Raw genomic sequence first — 20,585 nt, forward strand, 5'->3', positions numbered from 1 at the left:
TTCTAAATTAAATTTATTTAATTTTATTCTAATAGATCTAGCAATACAGAATAAGTTTGATGAAGCGATAGCCTTCTCGAATTTAACAGAGGAAATAAAACGATACAAATCTGCTGTTAGTAAAAAAGATATTAGTATTTCGAATGAAAACGATCAGATCATTTTTTCGTTCTATTATAATGAAAAAAATGTCTCTGTCGATATCACAGAATGTTTTGAGCATATACCATTAGTCACACATTTAACGAATTTCTCATTTGAAAATTTTACTCTTAAACTTGACGGCATAGGATTTTTTCAAAACATTAATTTATCATCAGACAAAGATATTTCACATCAATTAGTACTTGTTAATCGTAATACTAAAAATCGTTTCATTATTGAAGCTGAAAGAAAATATACAAATAGATATAATACTGCAATCTCTGATTATCATAATGGTGGCTTTTCTTTCAGTATAAATTTATTAGAAATAAACGATTTAGGAAGATACGATTTGTTTCTTGAAACAACTTGTTTTGGAAAAGTAAAAACTAGAAAAATTACTGGTCCAACGAGAACGTTTAAGTTGAAATGTAGAAATTATTATTTTGAAATGAATCATAAAAACTATGAACTAATTTTAGCTCCTAAAAATTTATTTGCATTTAGGTTAAATTCAGGAAGTAAATTGAAACTAGGAATATCAAAAGTTAAACATAATATTCGCAAGAAATTATCAACTATTAAAGAGATAAAAAATAATCGAGGAATAGATAAAGGTAAAAAAATCAGATTATCTATTGCAACGCTTTGTAAAGAATTATCTAGACCATTTTTTAAAGGTAGAAAAGTGATTTTAGTTGGTGAAAAATTAGGCGACACTTTTAATGATAATGGAGCAGCTTATTTTAGATATTGTCGTCAAAATCATCCAAATGAAGATGTTTATTATTTAATTAAGAAAAGTTCAAAAGATTATGAGGAAGTAAAGAAACTTGGAAATGCCATTCCGTTTTATAGCCTTAAACATTTATTTTATAGTATGAACGCAAAATATATTGTAAGTACTGACAATGTAAATATGCTATTACCTTCGAATATTCGTCCACTTAGAAATGCAAAACGAATTTTTGTAGGACATGGGGTTACACTTTTTAAAAAGGTAGACCATGTTTATCATGCTAGAATAGATGTTGCTGATTCAATTGCTTGTGCTTCTGAGTTAGAAAAAGAAATTTTTATGAATCATTTTGGTTTTAACGAGGATCAGTTATTTATTACAGGTTTGCCTAGAACTCAAATTTTAAATAATAACGTTATGGGCAAAAATATACTGTTAACATTTACATGGAGACCATCAATTGGAAATCGAAATGAATTTTTATCAAGCGAATATTACCAGCGTTTGAAGAGTCTTTTTAATAATCAAAAATTATTAACGGCTTTAATGGAAAATAATGTTACTTTAACTATTTTATTACACCCGAGAATGGTAGAATATGTAGATTTACTTGAGGCTGAGCACCCAAATATTATTCTAAAAAAATTCACTGAAATAAATGTAAAAGATTACATCGAAAGCAGTAGTATGATAATAACAGATTATTCGAGTATATTATTTGATTTCATTTTTCTTAAGAAGCCCATTGTAATGTATGGTTTTGATTATTTTATTGGTGATTATGCTGTTAATGAAAAAGATATAAATGAAATGTTACCAGAAGTATTCTATCAAAATGAAGAAGAAGTAGTTGAATCAATCGTTAGTTCAATAAAGTCTAACTTTAAAATTGCATCAGAGCTTGAGCATAAATATGGAAAATTAATTAACACTCATCAAGAAAGTTGTAACTATTTGCATAATCATTTACAATAGTGAGTGCTTATCTGACAGTTGATTCTTGATTTTAAAATCAACTAAAATACTGAAAGAGGTAGTTTCTAAATGAAAATTTGTACAATCGGACTAGGATATATTGGTTTACCTACATCAGCTATGTTTGCAAAACATGGTGTCGAAGTAGTAGGTGTAGATATCCATCAAAGTGTTGTTGATAAATTAAATGCTGGGGAAATTCATATAGAAGAGCCTGGTTTAGCTGAAGTTGTAAAAGATGTAGTTTCAAAGGGGTTATTTAAAGCGTCATTAACACCGGAGGAAGCAGATGCGTTTATTATTGCTGTACCTACACCGAATAATGACGATGAATTCAAATCTTGTGATTTAACATACGTATTAAATGCTGTTAAATCGACTATTCCTTTTTTGCAAAAAGGGAATGTCTTAATTGTGGAATCTACTATTGCGCCTCGCAGCATGGATGATTTTGTTAAACCTTTAGTAGAAGAATGCGGCTTTACCGTTGGAGAAGATTTATTTTTAGTTCATTGTCCAGAACGAGTATTACCCGGACAAATTATGTTTGAATTAATAAATAATAACCGTATTGTTGGTGGCATCACTACAATGTGTTCAGAAGCGGGTGCAAAAGTTTATAGTACCTTTGTAAAAGGTGAGATCATACGTACGGATGCAAAAACAGCTGAAATGTCAAAGCTGATGGAAAATACGTTTCGTGATGTAAACATTGCATTAGCAAATGAATTAACTAAGATCTGTAATACTCTTGATATTAATGTACTAGATGTAATTGAAATGGCTAATAAGCACCCACGAGTTAATATTCATTCGCCAGGTCCTGGAGTAGGGGGACATTGTCTAGCGGTAGATCCGTATTTTATTGTTGCAAAAACACCAGAACTTGCAAATATTATAAATCTATCTCGCGAAACTAATTCTTCTATGCCGAGTTATGTCGTAGAGAATGTAAAAAAATTAATAGGCGATGTTGAGGATCCTAAAGTTGCAGCTTTTGGTGTGACTTATAAAGGTAACGTGGATGATATGCGCGAAAGTCCAGCAATAGATATTATTAAATTATTACGCAATGAAGGAATTAATGTTACAGCTCATGATCCACATGTTGCTAGTTCAGAAAAATTCAAACTCCTTTCTACAAAAGAAGCTGTAAAAGATGCTCATTTAATTTTAATATTAACTGACCATAACGAATTTAAAGCGATGGATTTTGAAGAATTTGCACCATTAATGAAAAATCCAATCGTTTTTGATACTAGAAACTGTGTTAATCCTAATAAAGATTCAAAAATAATATATGTAAATTATGGTAATTTAAACCAAGTAATTAAAGAGAATGTGGTAAATCTATGAACAGTATAAAGACAGTTTTACAGGAACATGCTAAAAACTTATCATTAATTTTTCGTCTTTCATCTTATGAAACACGTAAAGAGTATGCAGATAGCCAACTTGGCGTAATTTGGGTATTTTTAAACCCATTATTTCAAATTGCTGTTTACTGGATAACTTTCGGAACTGGGATAAGAAATGGAGCACCAGTAAATGGTATACCGTTTCTTATTTGGATGCTTTGTGGTATTATTCCGTGGTTCTTTATTAGTGCAGCAATCATGCAAGGTTCAAGTTCTATTTTTAACCGAATCGGTACTGTATCAAAAATGAATTTTCCATTAAGTATCATTCCATCTTATGTAGTTTTATCTAGGTTCAATACGCATTTATTTATGATGGCAGTCTTAATAATCGGTGTAATTATAAATCGAGGAATCGAACATATAAATATTTTTGCACTAATTTATTTTATGATTGTGGGCTTACTATTTAATATCGCACTTGCATTACTTACATCTACTTTATCAACAATGGTTAGGGATGTTCATTTATTAATTCAATCATTAACTAGAATGCTTTTATATTTATCACCTATTTTATGGGAGCCTAAGGGTGCAAATATTTTAACTAAATTAATGAAGTTAAATCCACTCTACTATATTATAGAAGGATATCGTGGCGCCTTATTATATGGACATTCTAATTTGATTTTTTCTAAAATTACTATTTACTTTTGGTGTGTATTGCTAGCCTTTTTCATTATCGGCTCGATTTTTCATGTTAAATTCAGGAAGCAGTTTGTTGATTTCCTATAGAAGGTGAACTGAATGACAAAAAAAGTTGTCTTTAAAAATGTTACAAAAAAATTTAAAATTTATAATAAACCGACTGACAAGCTAAAGGATTTATTCTTTGGTGGAAGAGGCGGAGAATATTTTCATGCGTTAAAAAATATTTCCTTTGAAATTGAACAAGGTGAAATTGTAGGGATCATTGGTTTAAATGGTTCAGGTAAAAGTACAATGTCTAATTTAATTGCTGGTGTAACAATGCCAAATGATGGCGAAGTTGAAGTAAATGGAGTTGCTTCACTAATTGCCATTCAAGCTGGATTAGACAACCGATTGACTGGTTTAGAAAATATTCGACTTAAAGGTTTGATGATGGGTCTTACGATTAAGCAAATTGAAAAAATCACGCCTGATATTATTGAATTTGCGGAAATTGGAAAATTTATTAATCAACCAGTTAAATCGTATTCAAGTGGTATGAGATCTAGACTAGGATTTGCCATCTCTGTAAATATCGACCCAGACATCATGGTAATCGATGAAGCATTATCTGTTGGTGATCCTACATTTACAAAACGTTGTTTAGATAAAATGAATGATTTTAAAGAACAAGGAAAAACAATCTTCTTTATAAGTCACTCATTAGGTCAAGTTAGAAGCTTCTGTACAAAGGGTTTATGGATTCACTATGGAAAATTAGTTGAGTATGGTGAAATAAACGAAGTATGCGATAACTATCAAAATTTCCTAAATGAATATAATAAATTAACACCTGCAGAACGTGCAAAAGATCGTGAAAAAAATATGCAACATAATTAATTATACTTTTAAGGATGCCTAAGTTATCTAACTTAGGTTTCCTTGTATTAAATGTAATAATACTATTAATGAATGATTAAAAACTATAGAGAAATTGTATGAATAAATTTAAAATACTAGGTGATGAATTGTGGAAAATAACAAAGTAAAAAAAGTACGTAAAGCCATTATCCCAGCCGCGGGATTAGGTACTCGTTTCTTACCGGCTACAAAAGCAATGCCAAAAGAAATGTTACCAATTGTAGACAAACCGACAATTCAATATATTGTTGAAGAAGCAATTGAAGCAGGAATTGAGGACATCATTATCGTAACTGGTAAAGGTAAACGAGCAATCGAAGACCATTTTGATATTTCATTCGAATTAGAACAAAATCTATTAGAAAAAAAGAAATATGAAATACTTGAAAGAGTACAAGAGTCTTCAAAAGTAGAGATTCATTATATTAGACAAAAAGAGCCAAGAGGATTAGGACATGCTGTTTGGTGCGCTCGTAAATTTATTGGAGATGAGCCATTTGCTGTACTACTTGGTGATGATATTATACAAGCAGACGTACCAGGTGTTGCACAATTAATTGAACAGTACGAGTTAACTCATTCTTCAGTAATCGGTGTACAAGAAGTTCCTGAAGATGAAGCGTATCGTTATGGTATTGTTGACCCAGTTGAGCGAGATGGACGACGTTATCAAGTACGCAATTTTGTTGAAAAACCAGCAAAAGGAACTCAACCATCAAACTTAGCAATTATGGGCCGTTATTTATTAACTCCTGAAATTTTTGAATTCCTAGAAGAACAAGAAATTGGAGCTGGTGGAGAAATCCAATTAACTGATGCAATTCAAAAGCTGAATAAAATTCAACGAGTATTTGCATACGACTTTGAAGGTAAGCGCTATGATGTTGGTGAAAAATTAGGATTTATTACAACATCGATCGATTTTGCACTTCAACGTGATGATTTAAAGGATGACTTATTAGACTATTTAAAACAAAAAATTGATGAATTAGGCTAATAGATAAATTAGAATGAAAACTTCTAGTCCTTTTAAAACATTTATTAACTATTGGATACCTGTGATCCTTATAGCTGGCATTATCTTTTATTCATCGGCAACACCGTATGAAAAACAAGATATAAGACCGGAAATAAGCCATTTTACATTTTTATATGACCTAATGAAGCATTTTACCTTTGTCCACTTTAACTATGCTGGACATTTAGTAAGTATAAAAGAGCTTGGAGTAGCAGGATTTACAGAGTTCTTTATTCGAAAACTATCCCATTTTACAATCTATCTTCTACTTGCCTTTTTTGCTACAAGATTAGCAAAGCTTTATGTAAACAGAGCCTTTTTAATAGGCGTAATTTTTTCAATCCTTTATGCAGCTTCAGATGAATTTCACCAATCCTTCACTGCAAACCGAACTCCGCTAGTTCAAGACGTAGTAATCGATTCGATCGGAGCACTAATAGGAGCATCTTTATTTTTATTAATAAGTAAGAAACTTAAAGCAAAAGTTCAAAAATCCATTCGAGTTTAATCGAATGGATTTTTTTGTTTGAGACAATAAACGGTAACAAGAAAGAAGTTATTAAGAAAGAAAAACCATTTCCAAAGTGATGAAATAATAAGGGGCAATAGATAAAATGTAAATTAAGTGAACATTATTAATGATAAAAATATTTTTTTGATGATTAAGAAATGATTTTATATATTTGTATGTTTGATAATTTTTATTATAAACAAACTCTAGTTTATAGCTTAGGAATTTTAAATATTGAGAACTAATTTTTAGAAAAATAAGTTCAAATGATTAGTTTATAAGTTAATGTTCGACTTAATTGAAGTAAAAACTGGTTAAAGAACTGTTATTACTCTAAGTAAAAGAAATTAAAACAGTTTTTTAATGTAGACTTATTTTGATGATTAAGTTGATTGTAACGGAGGGATGCTCGACTCCTATGGGAAAAGCGGGAAGGCTGACACCCCGCAGGCGCGCCGAGGAGGCTCAGATCTCGCCCCATGGAAAGCGAGCATCCCGCAGTGGAAATCAACATCACTAAACTCCTTTTACGAAAATCTAATTACTAATTGCCAGGATTGTTTTTCAATAAAATATAAAAATCTTACCTAAATTCAGTTAGATAAGATTTCATATTTCAAAGCTTTATAAAAGTAGGTTCTGTACCTGCTTTCTCTACATAACCGATTTTAACTGGATTCATTTGAATCAATACATAGTTAGGATCCTCGGGACCTTCAAGCCATCTAGACAATTCCTCAGTCCATACTTTCTCTTCAGGACCTGCATTTTCAATTACTTCAGCTCTTGCAAACATCTCTACAAAGTTATCATCTAATCGTTCACCATCATGACCAAGTAGTATATGTACGTTTGGATTCTTTTTTATATCTTCTACCTTTTGTGAATTCTTATTTGTAGCGATATAAGGTGTTAGGCCTTTAAAGAAAAATACCATATAACAACTATGTGGAAAGTCTTCACGAATAGTTGTAAATAGACCTAATTGTTTCGCTTTAAGCACTTTCATAATATTTTCTTGAATCATTTTTAATAACTCCCTCCTAGTTCAGAAGAAGGGAAGGTAGAAATCTATTCTACCAACCGAATCTCCAACATAAGTAATTCTAGTTCTCGAGGTCATAATCCTTTGAGCAATATAAGTAAAAACGAAACTTTTATCCAAGTGATAGATGATTTTTGCCATCAACACTTTAAGTGTTTGTTAATTGTTTTACATTTAAACCTATTTTTTTAAGTCTTTTGCATATGATATTTATAAGGAAATTTATTTAGGAGGTTATTATGGCTCATCGTTTATTTTTTATTGTTACATTTATCGGTGTACCATTATCGGTAATTGGGAGCTTGATGCATTGGAGTGAGATTTTATTATTTATCATTTACTGTTTAACGATTATTGCATTAGCTGGCATTATGGGAAGAGCTACTGAAAGTTTAGCGATTGCAGCAGGTCCGAGAATTGGGGGACTTTTAAATGCGACATTCGGGAATGCGGTAGAGTTAATTATCGCGATTTTTGCATTGCAAAATGGCTTATCGGAAGTAGTGTTAGCATCATTAACAGGTTCTGTAATAGGAAACTTACTACTTGTAGGTGGACTATCCTTTTTTATTGGTGGTTTAAAATATAAACGTCAAAGCTTTAATGTTTACGATGCGAGACATAATTCAGGATTATTGATTTTTGCGGTAGTACTAGCCTTTGTCATTCCTGAAATTTTTTCAGTTAAAATGACTGCAAATGATAAAATGACACTTAGTGTAGGCGTTTCGATTGTTTTAATGGTTTTATATCTAGCAGCACTTTACTTCAAATTAGTTACACATCGTGGGGTTTACGTAGCTAAAAATCAAGAGATCATAGAAGAACATGAAGAAGCTGAGTGGAAAACAGGGAAAGCCATGATTATTTTAGCGTTAGCTACTGTAGCTGTTGGATATGTTTCAGAGAAGCTAGTTCACACGTTTACGACAGTGGGCGATAAGTTCGGATGGACTGAATTATTTATCGGTATAATCGTTGTTGCAATTGTTGGTAACGCTGCTGAACATGCGTCTGCAATTGTGATGGCATATAAAAATAAAGTAGGGGTTTCGGTAGAAATAGCCGTTGGTTCATCATTACAAATTGCCATGTTCGTAGCGCCAGTGTTAGTGATTTGTTCATTGTTTATTGGGGAAAGAATGCCATTAATATTTTCCATGCCAGAATTAATTTCGATGATTACTTCCGTATTTTTAACAATTGCGATTATGAATGACGGAGATACAAACTGGTTTGAAGGGTTAACCTTATTAGCTGCTTATTTGATTATGGGGATCGGTTTCTACTTACTATAAAAACATAAATTGAAGGTGGTAATACTTGAAAATAATAATAAGAACTCTATTTTATTTAATTGGATTACTATTTTTAACTTTAGGAATTAGTTTAGCGATTAAAGCTGGACTTGGAGCTAGTGCATGGGATGCATTAGCTGTTGGTGAGTCGAAAACCTTTGGCTTATCTGTTGGAAATTGGATTATCATTAACTCATCAATACTGTTGTTTGTAAATGCTTTTTTGCAAAAGAAAAGACCGGATTGGCTTGCTGCGATTACGTTTATTTTGATTGGACGATTTCTTGATTTTTGGCTAACTGTAGAGTCTGAACATTTATTTGATTCAAATATGGTCACTAGATATATTCAATTAGTACTAGCTATTTTAAGTATGACTATAGGTATTGCGGTTTATTTGCAAGCAAAGTTTCCCTTAAGTCCAATAGATGATTTAATGATCTCGCTAAATAAACGGTTTGGAGTAAGTTTAGGCGTGGCAAAAACGATTGGTGAAGTGTTTGCCTTAGTATTGGCATTTCTTTTAAAAGGTCCAATTGGAATTGGAACCGTCTTAATTACTTTCAGTATTGGACCTATTTTGCAGAGGCTAAGAGGTCCAATTGAGAAACTATATATTAAGCTGAGTTCATAGCAAAATTTTTCAATTTAAGGAATACATATATTTACATAAACTGTTCATGCTAAGAGTAATAATTTCCTTATTTGTGAAAGGGGCATGAATATGTCTAAATGGTTAAAGCCATTCGTTCTTGTTAATATAGCTATTTTAATTATTTCTTTAAATAATGGACAAACAATTTTTGCAGCTCATTCAGATATTAAAGTACCACGTTCTGCTGCAAATGTAACAAAAGAAAATACTTACCCAAATCCAACTCAGGATCTGCCAGAACTTCAACCAGGCGGATTAGCTAAACAGTTATTAGATTCATCAAATGTAAAAATTGAGAATCCAAATCTAATTCGTATGTTTAATGAATCATATGTCAGCAAAGCACCATTTGCAATAGGGTATAATGCGAAAATTTTCTTAGGAGTTTGGCCCTTAAATTACGAGTCAAATGAGACAACAATCAATTGGCAATATAAAAAAATTAATACAAACTTTCTAGATAATCGTGGAGAAAAAGCGTACAGACGAATAAAATACTACCAAAATTCGCAACAGATTGTTAAAGGTGGATTAACTGCTAAAGTAAGGAATGCAGATGATGTGATTAATTTAATGATGCATGATGCATCAGAGAAAACAACTCTCCCACTTGCATTCCAAACAGTAGTTGGAGCTGGAACTAAAAACGAGAGAGTATATAATGTACCACCAAAGCAACTCGGCTATTTATATGCTTATGCTCCTGCAGTTAATGAAAAAGGAAAAGTCACATTTGGAGAAGTGTACCTAATCTTAAAAGGTAATAAAAGAACTCTACAAGTTAAAAATGTAGTATCACAAGGTGTAGGTGCATGGATTCCTGTTCAAGATTATGTTTCATTTGGTTATTTTGCATCACCACACCCTAGATAATAGAGAGATCCACAAGGTAGATTATTTTCCTTGTGGTTTTTTGTTTTAAGTACACAAAAAAACATGCCATAATTATGACATGCTCTTTTTCAAGGATTTAATTTCCCTTTAAAATCTTAGTACTTCTATTCGAAAAATCAGTTTCAGGATAATAGCTGTTTTTTACAAGAATATTAGGTCCTAAGCATTTAACTGCTGGACAATGACAGCTTAGTTCATTTGCAGTTTTTGATAATGTCCAAGTATCATATGCTTCTTGTAGTGTATGGGTTTGAATATTACCTAGATGAGGTACATCACCGAAGTCAGTAACGATGATGCTACCATCAAATACATTTACATTTAAGCGAGAACGACCATCAGGGTCATTTCGTAATGTTACATTTTTACTATTATATAATCTCTGAATGATGTCTAAATCGTTTTGATCATCGCTACATGGATAAAATGGTAGAGTACCAAATAGCATCCAAATATTTTCATCACGTACATCAAGTAAAGTCGAAATTGCTTCGCGTAGCTCTGATTTTGTCAGGACTTCTAATGTACTTGCGAAATCGCTGGCATACATAGGGTGAACTTCGTGCCTTTGACATTTCATTTCTTCTATAATTTGACGATGGATTTTTTCTAAGTATGGAAGTGTACGTTTGTTTAACATTGTTTCAGCGGATACCATAACTCCAGCATCAGCCAGTCGTCGGCTGTTTTCAATCATGTTTTCGAATAATTTAGCGCGCTGCGCATATGTCGGCTTACGTTCCATCATCGCAAATCCTGCTTCTACAAATTCATCAACAGTTCCCCAGTTATGAGAGATATGTAGCACGTCTAAATAAGGAATTATTTTTTCGTATCTTTCAAAATCTAATGTTAGATTTGAATTAATTTGAGTACGTACGCCACGTTCATGTGCATATTTCAATAAAGGCACAACATATCCGTTCAACATTTTATTTGAAAGCATCGGTTCTCCACCAGTGATACTAATGCAACGAAGCTTCTCTATCTCTTCTAAGCGATTTAAAACTAGCTGGGTAGGTAGTGGATTTGGATCCTTAGGTTGTAAAGTATATCCGACAGCACAATGCTCACAGCGCATATTACAAATCGTTGTAGTCGTAAACTCTACATTTGTAAGCATGTTCTTACCATACTCTTCAACATCTAAATATGCTTCCCAAGGATCATATGTAGGTGTTATTTGTTGTAATAATTTTTTCATGTGATTACTCCTTTAGGTACAAAACTGCACCCATAAGTATTAGACTAATTTAATTTTCCTCAACTATTATAAGAAAGAAAGTGAAACCTTGTATAGGAATAACTTCCTAAAATTTAAAAAAATGTCGAAAGTTTACGATATATAGGAGAATAAGGGTATAATATTACTAGCAATTGTATTAGAAAGGACGATCATTTCATGTCAAACACAGAACAATTATCCTATATTAAAGAACGTTTTAATTCAGTAATGGAAACAATCGAATCATTAGAAGCTGAAGAAGTGAGCTTAGAAGAGCTAGATCAATTATTATCAGTTTTAGATGACTTAGAAAGTAAATGTCGTGAAGTAAATCGCCCAGATTGAGTCCATTGTAATGGGCTTTTTTTATTGGAAAGCAAACAGAATGTGTACATTGTTTAATTGTTAACTATAGAAATAGCTAAATATTTGCCCAAATCAGAAACTAATTCTGAAGGGCTTTTTTTATTCCGTTTATTAAAAATTGTATTATAATGAAGAGGGGAACATTCAGTATTTTTATAAAGGGTTTTAAGGGGGAGCATGAATGCAACACATACAGGAAAGTATTTATCAATTAATTGTAGAAACATCAACAAATCTACCAAAAGACGTACGTAAAGCAATCAGACAAGCTAAAGCAAGTGAAACTGCAGGTACAAGAAGTGCCATCGCATTGGAAACGATTACAAACAATATCATGATGGCTGAAGGCGATGTTTCACCAATTTGCCAAGATACTGGTATGCCAACTTTTAAAGTGAAAACGCCAGTTGGGGTAAACCAACTTGTGATAAAAGAAGCAATTTATGCTGCTATTGAACAAGCTACAAAAGATGGTAAACTTCGTTCTAACTCTGTAGATTCTTTATTTGGTAAAAACAGCGGAAATAACTTAGGACCAGGTACTCCAGTTGTTAAATTTGAGCAACATGAGAGTGAGTATATCGATATTCGCCTAATCTTAAAAGGTGGCGGATGTGAAAATAAAAACATCCAATACAGCTTACCATGCGAACTTGAAGGGCTTGGAAAAGCAGGTCGTGACTTAGATGGTATCCGTAAATGTATTTTACACAGCGTATACCAAGCACAAGGACAAGGCTGTAGCGCAGGTTTCATCGGAGTTGGTATTGGTGGAGACCGTACTAGCGGTTATGAGCTTGCTAAAGATCAATTATTCCGTTTATCTGATGATGAAAATTCAATTCCAGAGCTTAAAGCAATGGAAGATTACATTATGGAAAATGCGAACAAGCTTGGCGTAGGAACAATGGGCTTTGGTGGAGAAACAACTCTACTTGGCTGTAAAATCGGTGTAATGAACCGACTACCTGCGAGCTTCTTCGTATCAGTAGCTTATAACTGCTGGGCATTCCGTCGTTTAGGAATGAAAATCAACCCTGAAACTGGTGATATTTCAGAATGGTTATATCGCGAAGGCGAAGAAATTAGCTTTACAAATGAAACGGATGAAACGACTGAAGCACCACGCGAAGTGAAATTAGTAGCTCCAATTACAGAAGAACAAATCCGTGATTTAAAAGTTGGAGATGTCGTTTCAATTAGTGGCATGATGTACACAGGACGCGACGCAATTCATCATCATTTAAAAGACCACGATTGTCCAGTCGATTTAAATGGACAAATTATTTACCACTGTGGACCTGTAGTATTAAAAGATGAAGAAGGCAACTATCACATTAAAGCAGCTGGTCCAACAACAAGTATTCGTGAGGAGCCATACCAAGGCGATATCATGAAAAAATTCGGCATTCGCGCTGTAATCGGTAAAGGCGGAATGGGTGCAAAAACATTAAAAGCTCTAGAAGAACACGGCGGCGTTTATTTAAATGCAATTGGTGGAGCAGCACAATACTACTCACAATGTATTAAAGAAGTAAAAGACGTAAACTACCTAGAGTTTGGTATTCCTGAAGCTATGTGGCACTTACAAGTTGAAGACTTCAAAGCAGTCGTAACAATGGATTCTCATGGTAATTCATTGCATAAAGATGTGGATAAGAGTTCACTTGAGAAATTGGCTACTATGGCTGAGAAGGTATTTTAATTATTGGGTTTTATGAGGCAATGTCATTTTTTTGGCATTGCTTTTTTGTTGGGTATTAGAGCTGCAAATAAGAAGACTGCAAATAAAAATGTGGTTGTTGCAAATAAAGGAATGTAGACTGCAAATAAAGATGCGGATAGTACAAATAAAGGAAAAGAACTGCAAATAAGTAGTTAAATCATGAAGAAAAAGTCTAATTTTAGGGTAAATTAATGGTCCTAAGTCCAAAAAAGTTCAGGCCAAATCGAAAAACGAATCCGCATCTGCTTTTCATCAAAAATCCTTGTTAGAAAAATTTAGTTTTATATCAAAAGTGCAGTATTTCTTTTCATATTTCTAATTTATTTACAGATACTATTTTTAAGTGAGGTGAATGAATTGAAAAAAATTATTGTATATATTCTTACTTTCTTTTTAGTATTTCCTAGTACAACATTTGCTTATAGTAATGCGCCACATGGCTGGGGGATTGTTCCTGCAAAAAATGAGACTCCACCTGATGCTGGTGTGGAACTTAATAAATTGTTATCAAATACGGGGTCAGTTTATTTAGGGGATACTACAAAAAAAGATGTTTATTTAACTTTTGACAATGGTTATGAAAATGGCTTTACACCAAAGTTTTTGGATGTTCTAAAGAAGCATGGTGTTCACGGGACTTTTTTTATAACAGGGCATTATATTAAGGAAAATCCTGAATTGGTGAAACGAATGGTTAATGAGGGGCATATAGTGGGAAACCATTCATGGAGTCATCCTGATATGACAACGATTGGTGATCAAAAGATTATTGAGGAATTGGAACAAGTAAAAATGGCATACCAGGAATTGACTGGCAAATCAGACATGAAATATTTCAGACCTGCAAGAGGAGTTTTTAGCGAACGTACATTGAAACTAGTTAATAAACAGGGATATGAAAATATTTTCTGGTCATTGGCATATGTTGATTGGAAGGTTGATCAACAAAGAGGTTGGAAATATGCTTATGATAATGTGATGAAAATGATTCATCCTGGAGCAGTTATATTAATGCATACTGTATCGAAGGATAATGCAGAAGCGATGGATGCAATTATTACTGGCCTACATAAACGAGGATATCAATTTAAAAGCTTAGATGACTTAATGATGGAGAGAAGCGGATTTGATCCAAGCTTTTATCTACCTAAAAAATAATAAGCTAATGATTAAGCAGTTTTATTAACTGCTTTAATCATTAGCTTTTTTACACTTAACGGTTTGCGATTGCTTCGTAGTTTAGTTTAGCATGTTGCTTTGGTGTTTTGATGACAAATGGATTTTCGACTGTATTTTCTAGGAATTGTTTATCTTTATTAGCGAATTTTTTTATTCCGTTAAGAACTTGCTCTTCTTCAGTTACAACTTCTCCAAAAAGTAAGTCTTGTGTAATTGGTCCTTGGTTGTAATGCTCATAATAAAATCGCTTATAGTCAAACTGATAGAAAATAACTGGTTTTTCCATATATGAAAAATCAAATGAAACTGTTGAGTAATCAGTGATTAATAAATCTGATCTTTTTAATAGAGATTGAACAGTTTCTTCACCTTGACGGATTACCTTTATCCTTTTATGGAAATCTGGAACATCCTTCATATAAATTTGAGTCTGGTAGTGCGGATAGAAAATAATATTTAAATCATTTTTTTCTAAGATTTGATGTAACTCGGGATTACTAAGTAAAGAAAAATAACGGTTAAAGTATTCAGAGTTCATTAATTGCTGAGTACTTTTATTCCAGTTTCTCCATGTTGGCATGATTAAAATGGTTTTGCCATTCCCTGTATTTTCAAGCGCATCCCATCTAGCCAATCCTGTAACGGCAACTTCATTTTCAGCATAACCGAATTCGTTCACAATATGATCCTTTTCAAAATCAGATGAAACGATAAATAATGAATAGCCCATTCGATTTTTATTCAGTACATGATTTACACGACTAACTCCAATAACGCCATGTTGAATAAGGATTTTTTGATTTTGCTGCCACTCAGGATGACATTTTAAAACTTGTAAGTACTCGTGCGTATACATGTTGGCACGCTCTGAATAGGCATTAATTGTTTTATCACAAGTTAATAAGTAAAGAGTGTGCTTTAAACTTCCATATTGTACAATGTTTCCGAATTCTTTTATATATTCGTAATCCTTTGCCTTTTTATCAATCAAATAGTAACAGTTATCTCTTATTTTATTTTGTTGAATGTACTTGAATAAATGGTAAGAATTATCTTGTGCCGTATCTTTTCGTTCTCCAATTAACCAAATATGCTTATTTCGATAGTATCTTTGGGTTAAGCGGTAAAGGTAAAAAATAAGGAATGACTTCCATTCTCTTCTTAGTACAAGTAACCCAAATTCATAAACGATATCACGGAATGATTTTTGGATTTTTGTTTTTAATTTTCCAAGTAGGCCTGTTTTTTTGATTCGAATGTGTAAATTTTTCTTTGGAAAATAAGGTACGATACTATGTGTTTTAGTTGTAGCTGGTTTTGAATTTGCCTTTGTTGAAAAATAGAATATATGAAGTGGTTTTTTTAATGAAATATCTCCAACTGTTACTGAGATAAACACTTCATATTCCCCATCAGGTAATATTTTACTTAGCTCAAGTGTAGTTGTTTTATAGCCACCATCGCTATAATTGATACTATTTTTTGAGAAAAGATAGGACAAATCAGATCGCTCAAGTGTTTCGAGTGTAACTGTAATTAGCTGCCCATTTGATTTATTTTTAAACTGTAATTCCTTAATAGAATCTAAATTATTAATTTCCTCGATAAATGCGAAGCCACCAACTTGCAAGCGGTCACCGCGTAACGAAAGGATTTCAATTTTTTGATGTAAATTAAATTCCTTAATTTCCAGGTATTCTTTATATTTCGGAAAATACTTTGCAAAATAATGATAATATTTTCCCTCTATCATCACTGCTCCTTTTTGTAAGGTACGATCTGATAATAGAGTCATTAATAAATGAAATTCTTCTGGATTTTGATTAAGAAAAATAGTATAAAATACTTTACTAATTTTAGAAGTATTATTTTCCATCAGTTTTTCAGATAAGTTTTTAGCAAAATCCGATGAAATCCTTAAAAGTTCATTGTACTGTTCAGAAGGGAAATAATATGCCTTTGTCAGTAAAGACGTTAAATAATAATCCCATAATTTTTTCTCAACATGCGAGTAATGAGAGGTGATATTTTTCAGATTATAATAGTTTATTAATTCAGTTTGAGTAACGAGAAGGTTATCAAAAAATTCTAACGTACTAGTTTGTTTAATAACATCACTGTTTGTTAAATCTCTCACTTTTATGACGATATCTGAAGTTACGTAAACTTTATTTGAACAAATAAAAGATTGTTGGGTAAATAATAAATCTTGTTGTTCAGTTAATAGCTCATTGAATTGCAATTGATTGTCGATTATTAAACTTCTTTTAATCATCATATTTTTAATAGAAGGATTTAACAGAAGTTCTGGATGTTTATGAAACTCACGTATTGTTGGTAAATCTTTTTTTATGATTGATTTTAATTCATGGTGCTCCCATTTTCTTGTACCATTGAATAATTGTATATTTCCTAAAGCAATATCAGTATCATCCTTGATTGCACCGTTATATAAATTTTCATAGGCTGAAGGATTTACAATATCATCCGCATCGATAAATGCCACAAATTCTCCAGTAGCTTCGTGTAATCCTATGTTACGTGCTTTGTTTTTTGTCATTAGCTCTAATGATATAAAGCGAATATTTTTATGTGAATTCGAATATTTCTCAATTATTTCTTTACTATTATCAGATGAACCGTTGTCTATAATAATCGTTTCAATATCAGTTAATGATTGACCTTGTATACTGTTTAGGCAATCTTTTAAGACATCTTCATGATTATGTGCAACAACGACTACACTAACTTTTGCTTTTTCCATAATAGTCTTACCTCACTAGTCTCTACTTTCAATTAAATAGTTTATCATAAATTATAACCTAATGCGTCTTCGAAAGAACAGAATTTACGAATGGTAAGTAGGTATCGTACTTGTATTATCTCCAATTATGAATAGAGATATCAGACTGCCCGCCAAGCGCTCGCTTTCTTCGTTGCTTCGCCTGTTGAGCGGTGCTCATTACCGTTTAGGGTAATTCCGCTCCTCACCAGACTTCGCGCCTCGAAAGACAAGCGCTTGCAATCAGTCTGATAATCAAGTTTTTAGTTATTTGTCTTCACACTGTTATCTCTAATTATTTAAAGAGTTTTTAAGGGTGAAGAGAGTAGCTCCAAATAAAAAATGATAAAAAAAGATTCAAATTATTTTTATTCAACACTTGACTTTGATAATGATAATCGTTATCATTTAAGTATGGCAAATATCAATACCGCTGTAGCGATGTTTGATAAGTTTTGAAACCTGATTGGACTTGAAAGTTTCCCCATTCCCTTAAAATTTAATGTGTCAAAGAAAGCTTGACTAGTCCCCAAGCTTTTTTTGTACTTTTCTACACACCTAAACTAGAGATCATTCTCTAGTTTTTTTGCGTTTCACACAAATTTTCTTAAGCGGTACTTGTTATGCTATAATACACTTCAGAGTAATTAAGGAGGAACGGGTGAATGTGGAAGGAAGAGGTTGCTTTAGAGACACCATATCAATGGGAAGAAGTTTTAAAGAGATTAGAGCATGAGCCAACATTTACAGTGCATTCTGCTGAAAAGCGGTTAAGCATTCCATTGTATATTGATGGGGATCAAGCAGTTGTAAAGGTTAAGAAAATAAATGATGCTCCGGTTCAGTTTGAAGTCATTAGTGAACATGAAAATAAAGAGAAAATTCTCGAAGAAGTCGCTACTATTTTGCAGTGGCAAACAGAATTTGAAGAACTACATCATCATTTAAGACAAACTACAATTTCTCCTCTAATTGACCTTTTTGGACATACACCAATTACCGTTTCAAATGATCCTTTTGCCTGTTTAATTACATGTATTATTCATCAACAAATACAGCGTACATTTGCAATCCAAGTAACAAAACGATTTGTTCGAATGTATGGTGAAAGAATTGGTAATTCATGGTTTTTTCCATCTCCTGAAATAATTGCTAATTTATCAATAGATGAATTAAGAGATTTACAGCTTAGTACTAGAAAAGCTGAATATATGATTGGAATTGCTAAAGCTTGGAGTGAAGGGGTTTTAAGTCATCAAGATTATCGGACATTATCATCAGAGGACATTTCAAAGGAGTTAATCAAGCTTAAGGGAGTCGGTCCTTGGACAGTTGAAAACTTCTTATTATTTGGTCTAGGTCGAAAAGATATTTTCCCGGTTGGTGATGTTGGAATTCAAATCGCACTTCAAAAGCTTTTAAATTTAGATGAAAAGCCTTCGAAAGAAATAATGGATTATGTAAAAGAGCAGGTTTCTCCGTTTGGAAGCTACGCGGCCCTTTATCTTTGGAAGAGCATAGAATAATGGAGTTGTATATATGAGCAATCAGTTAGAAAATAAATTAGAAGTAGGCCAATCTTTTCCTATAACAATCAAACGTATTGGGATTAATGGTGAAGGTGTCGGCTACTTCAAAAGACAAGTAGTCTTCATTAAAGGTGCATTACCTGGTGAGGAAGTAGTAGCAGAGGTAACGAATGTACGTAACGGTTTTGCTGAAGGGAAAATTCAACGTATTCGAAAAACATCACCAGATCGTGTAGAGCCGACTTGTAAAATCTACGAAAAATGTGGTGGCTGTCAAATTCAGCATGCATCTTATGAGGGACAACTTCGATATAAACGCGACATTGTCATCCAAGCAATGGAAAAGTATGCGAAAGATTTACTAGAAAAAACACCAATTAAAGAAACAATTGGTATGGAAAATCCTTGGAATTATCGAAACAAAAGTCAGCTTCAAGCTGGGCTAGAAAAAAATAAAATCATCGCTGGATTATATACACAAAACTCTCATAATGTTGTAGATATTGGCCATTGCCCGATCCAACACGAGGATTTAAATAAAATTACAGGTAAAGTGAAGAAAATTTTAACTCGATTAAATATCCCTGTTTATAATGAACGAAAAAATAAAGGGGTAATTCGAACAATCGTAGCGCGAGTTGGTTTACGTACAGGTCAAATCCAATTAGTACTTGTAACTGGAACGAAAGATTTTCCTCAGAAAAATGAACTAATCAGTGAAATTAAAAAGCGAATTCCTGAAGTGACAAGCTTAATGCAAAACATTAATAATCAAATGACTTCAGTGATCTTTGGTCGCGAAACTGTTTATTTATCAGGAGAAGAAGTAATTGAAGAAAAGCTTGGAGACTTATCATTCGAACTTTCGGCAAGAGCGTTTTTCCAATTAAATCCTGAACAAACAGTTAAGCTATATGATGAAGTCAAAAAAGCAGCGGCACTTACTGGAACAGAAAAAGTCGTAGATGCTTATTGTGGAGTAGGGACAATCGGACTATGGCTAGCAAAAGACGCAAAAGAAGTTCGAGGCATGGACGTAACGAATGAAGCAATCATCGATGCGAAAACAAATGCCCTAAGCCATGGCTTTACAAATACTCATTACGAAGCAGGTAAAGCTGAACAAGTATTACCGAAATGGTTAAACGAAGGTTGGAAACCAGATGTTATCATAACGGATCCACCGAGAACTGGTTGTGATGAGGAGTTTTTAAATACGGTATTAAAGATTAAACCGAAGAAATTAGTATATGTTTCTTGTAATCCTTCTACTTTAGCTAGGGATTTAAAGGTATTGAGTAAGAGTTATGATGTCAAGTATTTGCAACCTGTTGATATGTTTCCGCATACTGCTCATGTTGAGTGCGTGGCTGAACTTGTTTTAAAAATTAAATAATACAAAATAAAAGGCAGCGGAAATTAGTACGTTGCCTTTTTCTTCTTTTAAGAGATTTGCCAAACTGAAGTGTTTTAGGGTCAGTTTTTTAGTTTTTCAGATTCAAAAGTTTTTATTCCTTCCATTCTTTCAAA

16 protein-coding genes and 1 pseudogene are annotated in these 20,585 nt (G+C 32.7%); 14 read left to right on the forward strand and 3 right to left on the reverse strand.

The window, feature by feature from the left end; translation table 11 throughout:
- The 6 genes and pseudogenes from CN514_RS00125 to CN514_RS00150 all read left to right on the forward strand — a co-directional run.
- Positions 1-1,858: CDP-glycerol glycerophosphotransferase family protein (locus tag CN514_RS00125; RefSeq protein WP_176525731.1), on the forward strand; the 1,858-nt coding region annotated here is incomplete at its 5' end.
- A gap of 69 nt (positions 1,859-1,927) precedes the next feature.
- Positions 1,928-3,214 carry a nucleotide sugar dehydrogenase gene (locus CN514_RS00130; RefSeq protein WP_098230777.1) on the forward strand — a complete coding sequence of 429 codons (1,287 nt, stop codon included), beginning with the start codon at positions 1,928-1,930 and terminating at the stop codon, positions 3,212-3,214.
- Positions 3,211-4,011: an ABC transporter permease gene (locus CN514_RS00135; RefSeq protein ID WP_098230779.1), complete on the forward strand. Its 801-nt coding sequence runs from the start codon at positions 3,211-3,213 to the stop codon at positions 4,009-4,011. Before CN514_RS00130 ends, CN514_RS00135 begins: the two co-directional genes overlap by 4 nt.
- A gap of 12 nt (positions 4,012-4,023) precedes the next feature.
- Positions 4,024-4,800, forward strand: a pseudogene (gene tagH, locus CN514_RS00140) (teichoic acids export ABC transporter ATP-binding subunit TagH); the annotation flags it as partial.
- A gap of 136 nt (positions 4,801-4,936) precedes the next feature.
- Complete coding sequence (gene galU / locus CN514_RS00145; RefSeq protein WP_098230782.1) at positions 4,937-5,824, forward strand: UTP--glucose-1-phosphate uridylyltransferase GalU; 888 nt, start codon at positions 4,937-4,939, stop codon at positions 5,822-5,824.
- 13 nt (positions 5,825-5,837) lie between these two features.
- A complete protein-coding gene (locus CN514_RS00150; RefSeq protein ID WP_098230783.1) occupies positions 5,838-6,353 on the forward strand; it encodes a VanZ family protein in 516 nt (171 codons plus the stop codon).
- A gap of 619 nt (positions 6,354-6,972) precedes the next feature.
- Here CN514_RS00150 and CN514_RS00155 read toward each other — a convergent pair.
- Positions 6,973-7,383, reverse strand: a complete 411-nt coding sequence (locus CN514_RS00155; RefSeq protein ID WP_098230785.1) for a pyridoxamine 5'-phosphate oxidase family protein — start codon at positions 7,381-7,383, stop codon at positions 6,973-6,975.
- Positions 7,384-7,640: 257 nt separating this feature from the next.
- On the opposite strand from CN514_RS00155, the gene cax reads away from it, so the two are divergent.
- The 3 genes from cax to CN514_RS00170 all read left to right on the forward strand — a co-directional run bounded on the left by cax (position 7,641) and on the right by CN514_RS00170 (position 10,227).
- Positions 7,641-8,699, forward strand: a complete 1,059-nt coding sequence (gene cax, locus CN514_RS00160; RefSeq protein ID WP_098230786.1) for a calcium/proton exchanger — start codon at positions 7,641-7,643, stop codon at positions 8,697-8,699.
- A gap of 25 nt (positions 8,700-8,724) precedes the next feature.
- Positions 8,725-9,333 (forward strand): YczE/YyaS/YitT family protein, encoded by a 609-nt coding sequence (locus CN514_RS00165; RefSeq protein ID WP_353652046.1) that lies wholly within the window; start codon positions 8,725-8,727, stop codon positions 9,331-9,333.
- Positions 9,334-9,423: 90 nt separating this feature from the next.
- Complete coding sequence (locus tag CN514_RS00170) at positions 9,424-10,227, forward strand: YfkD famly protein (RefSeq protein WP_098230788.1); 804 nt, start codon at positions 9,424-9,426, stop codon at positions 10,225-10,227.
- 97 nt (positions 10,228-10,324) lie between these two features.
- Here the strand turns inward: CN514_RS00170 and yfkAB are convergent, their stop codons facing one another.
- Complete coding sequence (yfkAB, locus tag CN514_RS00175) at positions 10,325-11,452, reverse strand: radical SAM/CxCxxxxC motif protein YfkAB (protein WP_098230789.1); 1,128 nt, start codon at positions 11,450-11,452, stop codon at positions 10,325-10,327.
- Between the two features lie 198 nt (positions 11,453-11,650).
- On the opposite strand from yfkAB, the gene CN514_RS25435 reads away from it, so the two are divergent.
- The 3 genes from CN514_RS25435 to pdaA all read left to right on the forward strand — a co-directional run bounded on the left by CN514_RS25435 (position 11,651) and on the right by pdaA (position 14,723).
- Complete coding sequence (locus tag CN514_RS25435) at positions 11,651-11,818, forward strand: SE1561 family protein (protein ID WP_098230791.1); 168 nt, start codon at positions 11,651-11,653, stop codon at positions 11,816-11,818.
- A 202-nt stretch (positions 11,819-12,020) separates the two neighbouring features.
- A complete protein-coding gene (locus CN514_RS00185; RefSeq protein WP_098230793.1) occupies positions 12,021-13,544 on the forward strand; it encodes a fumarate hydratase in 1,524 nt (507 codons plus the stop codon).
- Between the two features lie 378 nt (positions 13,545-13,922).
- Positions 13,923-14,723, forward strand: coding sequence for a delta-lactam-biosynthetic de-N-acetylase (pdaA, locus tag CN514_RS00190; protein ID WP_098230794.1), 801 nt, complete (start codon positions 13,923-13,925; stop codon positions 14,721-14,723).
- Between the two features lie 55 nt (positions 14,724-14,778).
- Here pdaA and CN514_RS00195 read toward each other — a convergent pair whose 3' ends face one another.
- A complete protein-coding gene (locus tag CN514_RS00195) occupies positions 14,779-17,508 on the reverse strand; it encodes a bifunctional glycosyltransferase/CDP-glycerol:glycerophosphate glycerophosphotransferase (protein WP_098230796.1) in 2,730 nt (909 codons plus the stop codon).
- A gap of 683 nt (positions 17,509-18,191) precedes the next feature.
- Between CN514_RS00195 and CN514_RS00200 the strand changes: the two genes are divergently transcribed.
- Both CN514_RS00200 and rlmD read left to right on the forward strand, forming a co-directional pair.
- Positions 18,192-19,052, forward strand: coding sequence for a DNA-3-methyladenine glycosylase family protein (locus CN514_RS00200; protein WP_098230798.1), 861 nt, complete (start codon positions 18,192-18,194; stop codon positions 19,050-19,052).
- 13 nt (positions 19,053-19,065) lie between these two features.
- The gene (gene rlmD / locus CN514_RS00205) at positions 19,066-20,451 is read left to right on the forward strand and encodes a 23S rRNA (uracil(1939)-C(5))-methyltransferase RlmD (RefSeq protein ID WP_098230799.1); all 1,386 of its coding nucleotides are present in this window, start codon (positions 19,066-19,068) and stop codon (positions 20,449-20,451) included.
- Positions 20,452-20,585: the final 134 nt, after the last annotated feature.

It is taken from the genome of Bacillus sp. AFS001701, assembly GCF_002559405.1.
In the GTDB taxonomy this organism is placed as follows: Bacteria; Bacillota; Bacilli; order Bacillales; family Bacillaceae_G; genus Gottfriedia.

Excerpts from the sequence above, each read along its gene's own strand:
- cax (WP_098230786.1), top strand. The coding sequence starts at position 7,641 with ATGGCTCATCGTTTATTTTTTATTGTTACATTTATCGGTGTACCATTA.
- CN514_RS00195 (WP_098230796.1), bottom strand. The coding sequence starts at position 17,508 with ATGGAAAAAGCAAAAGTTAGTGTAGTCGTTGTTGCACATAATCATGAA.
- CN514_RS00200 (WP_098230798.1), top strand. The coding sequence starts at position 18,192 with ATGTGGAAGGAAGAGGTTGCTTTAGAGACACCATATCAATGGGAAGAA.
- CN514_RS00150 (WP_098230783.1), top strand. The coding sequence starts at position 5,838 with ATGAAAACTTCTAGTCCTTTTAAAACATTTATTAACTATTGGATACCT.
- CN514_RS00155 (WP_098230785.1), bottom strand. The coding sequence starts at position 7,383 with ATGATTCAAGAAAATATTATGAAAGTGCTTAAAGCGAAACAATTAGGT.
- CN514_RS00185 (WP_098230793.1), top strand. The coding sequence starts at position 12,021 with ATGCAACACATACAGGAAAGTATTTATCAATTAATTGTAGAAACATCA.
- CN514_RS00130 (WP_098230777.1), top strand. The coding sequence starts at position 1,928 with ATGAAAATTTGTACAATCGGACTAGGATATATTGGTTTACCTACATCA.
- CN514_RS25435 (WP_098230791.1), top strand. The coding sequence starts at position 11,651 with ATGTCAAACACAGAACAATTATCCTATATTAAAGAACGTTTTAATTCA.
- yfkAB (WP_098230789.1), bottom strand. The coding sequence starts at position 11,452 with ATGAAAAAATTATTACAACAAATAACACCTACATATGATCCTTGGGAA.
- rlmD (WP_098230799.1), top strand. The coding sequence starts at position 19,066 with ATGAGCAATCAGTTAGAAAATAAATTAGAAGTAGGCCAATCTTTTCCT.
- CN514_RS00170 (WP_098230788.1), top strand. The coding sequence starts at position 9,424 with ATGTCTAAATGGTTAAAGCCATTCGTTCTTGTTAATATAGCTATTTTA.
- CN514_RS00135 (WP_098230779.1), top strand. The coding sequence starts at position 3,211 with ATGAACAGTATAAAGACAGTTTTACAGGAACATGCTAAAAACTTATCA.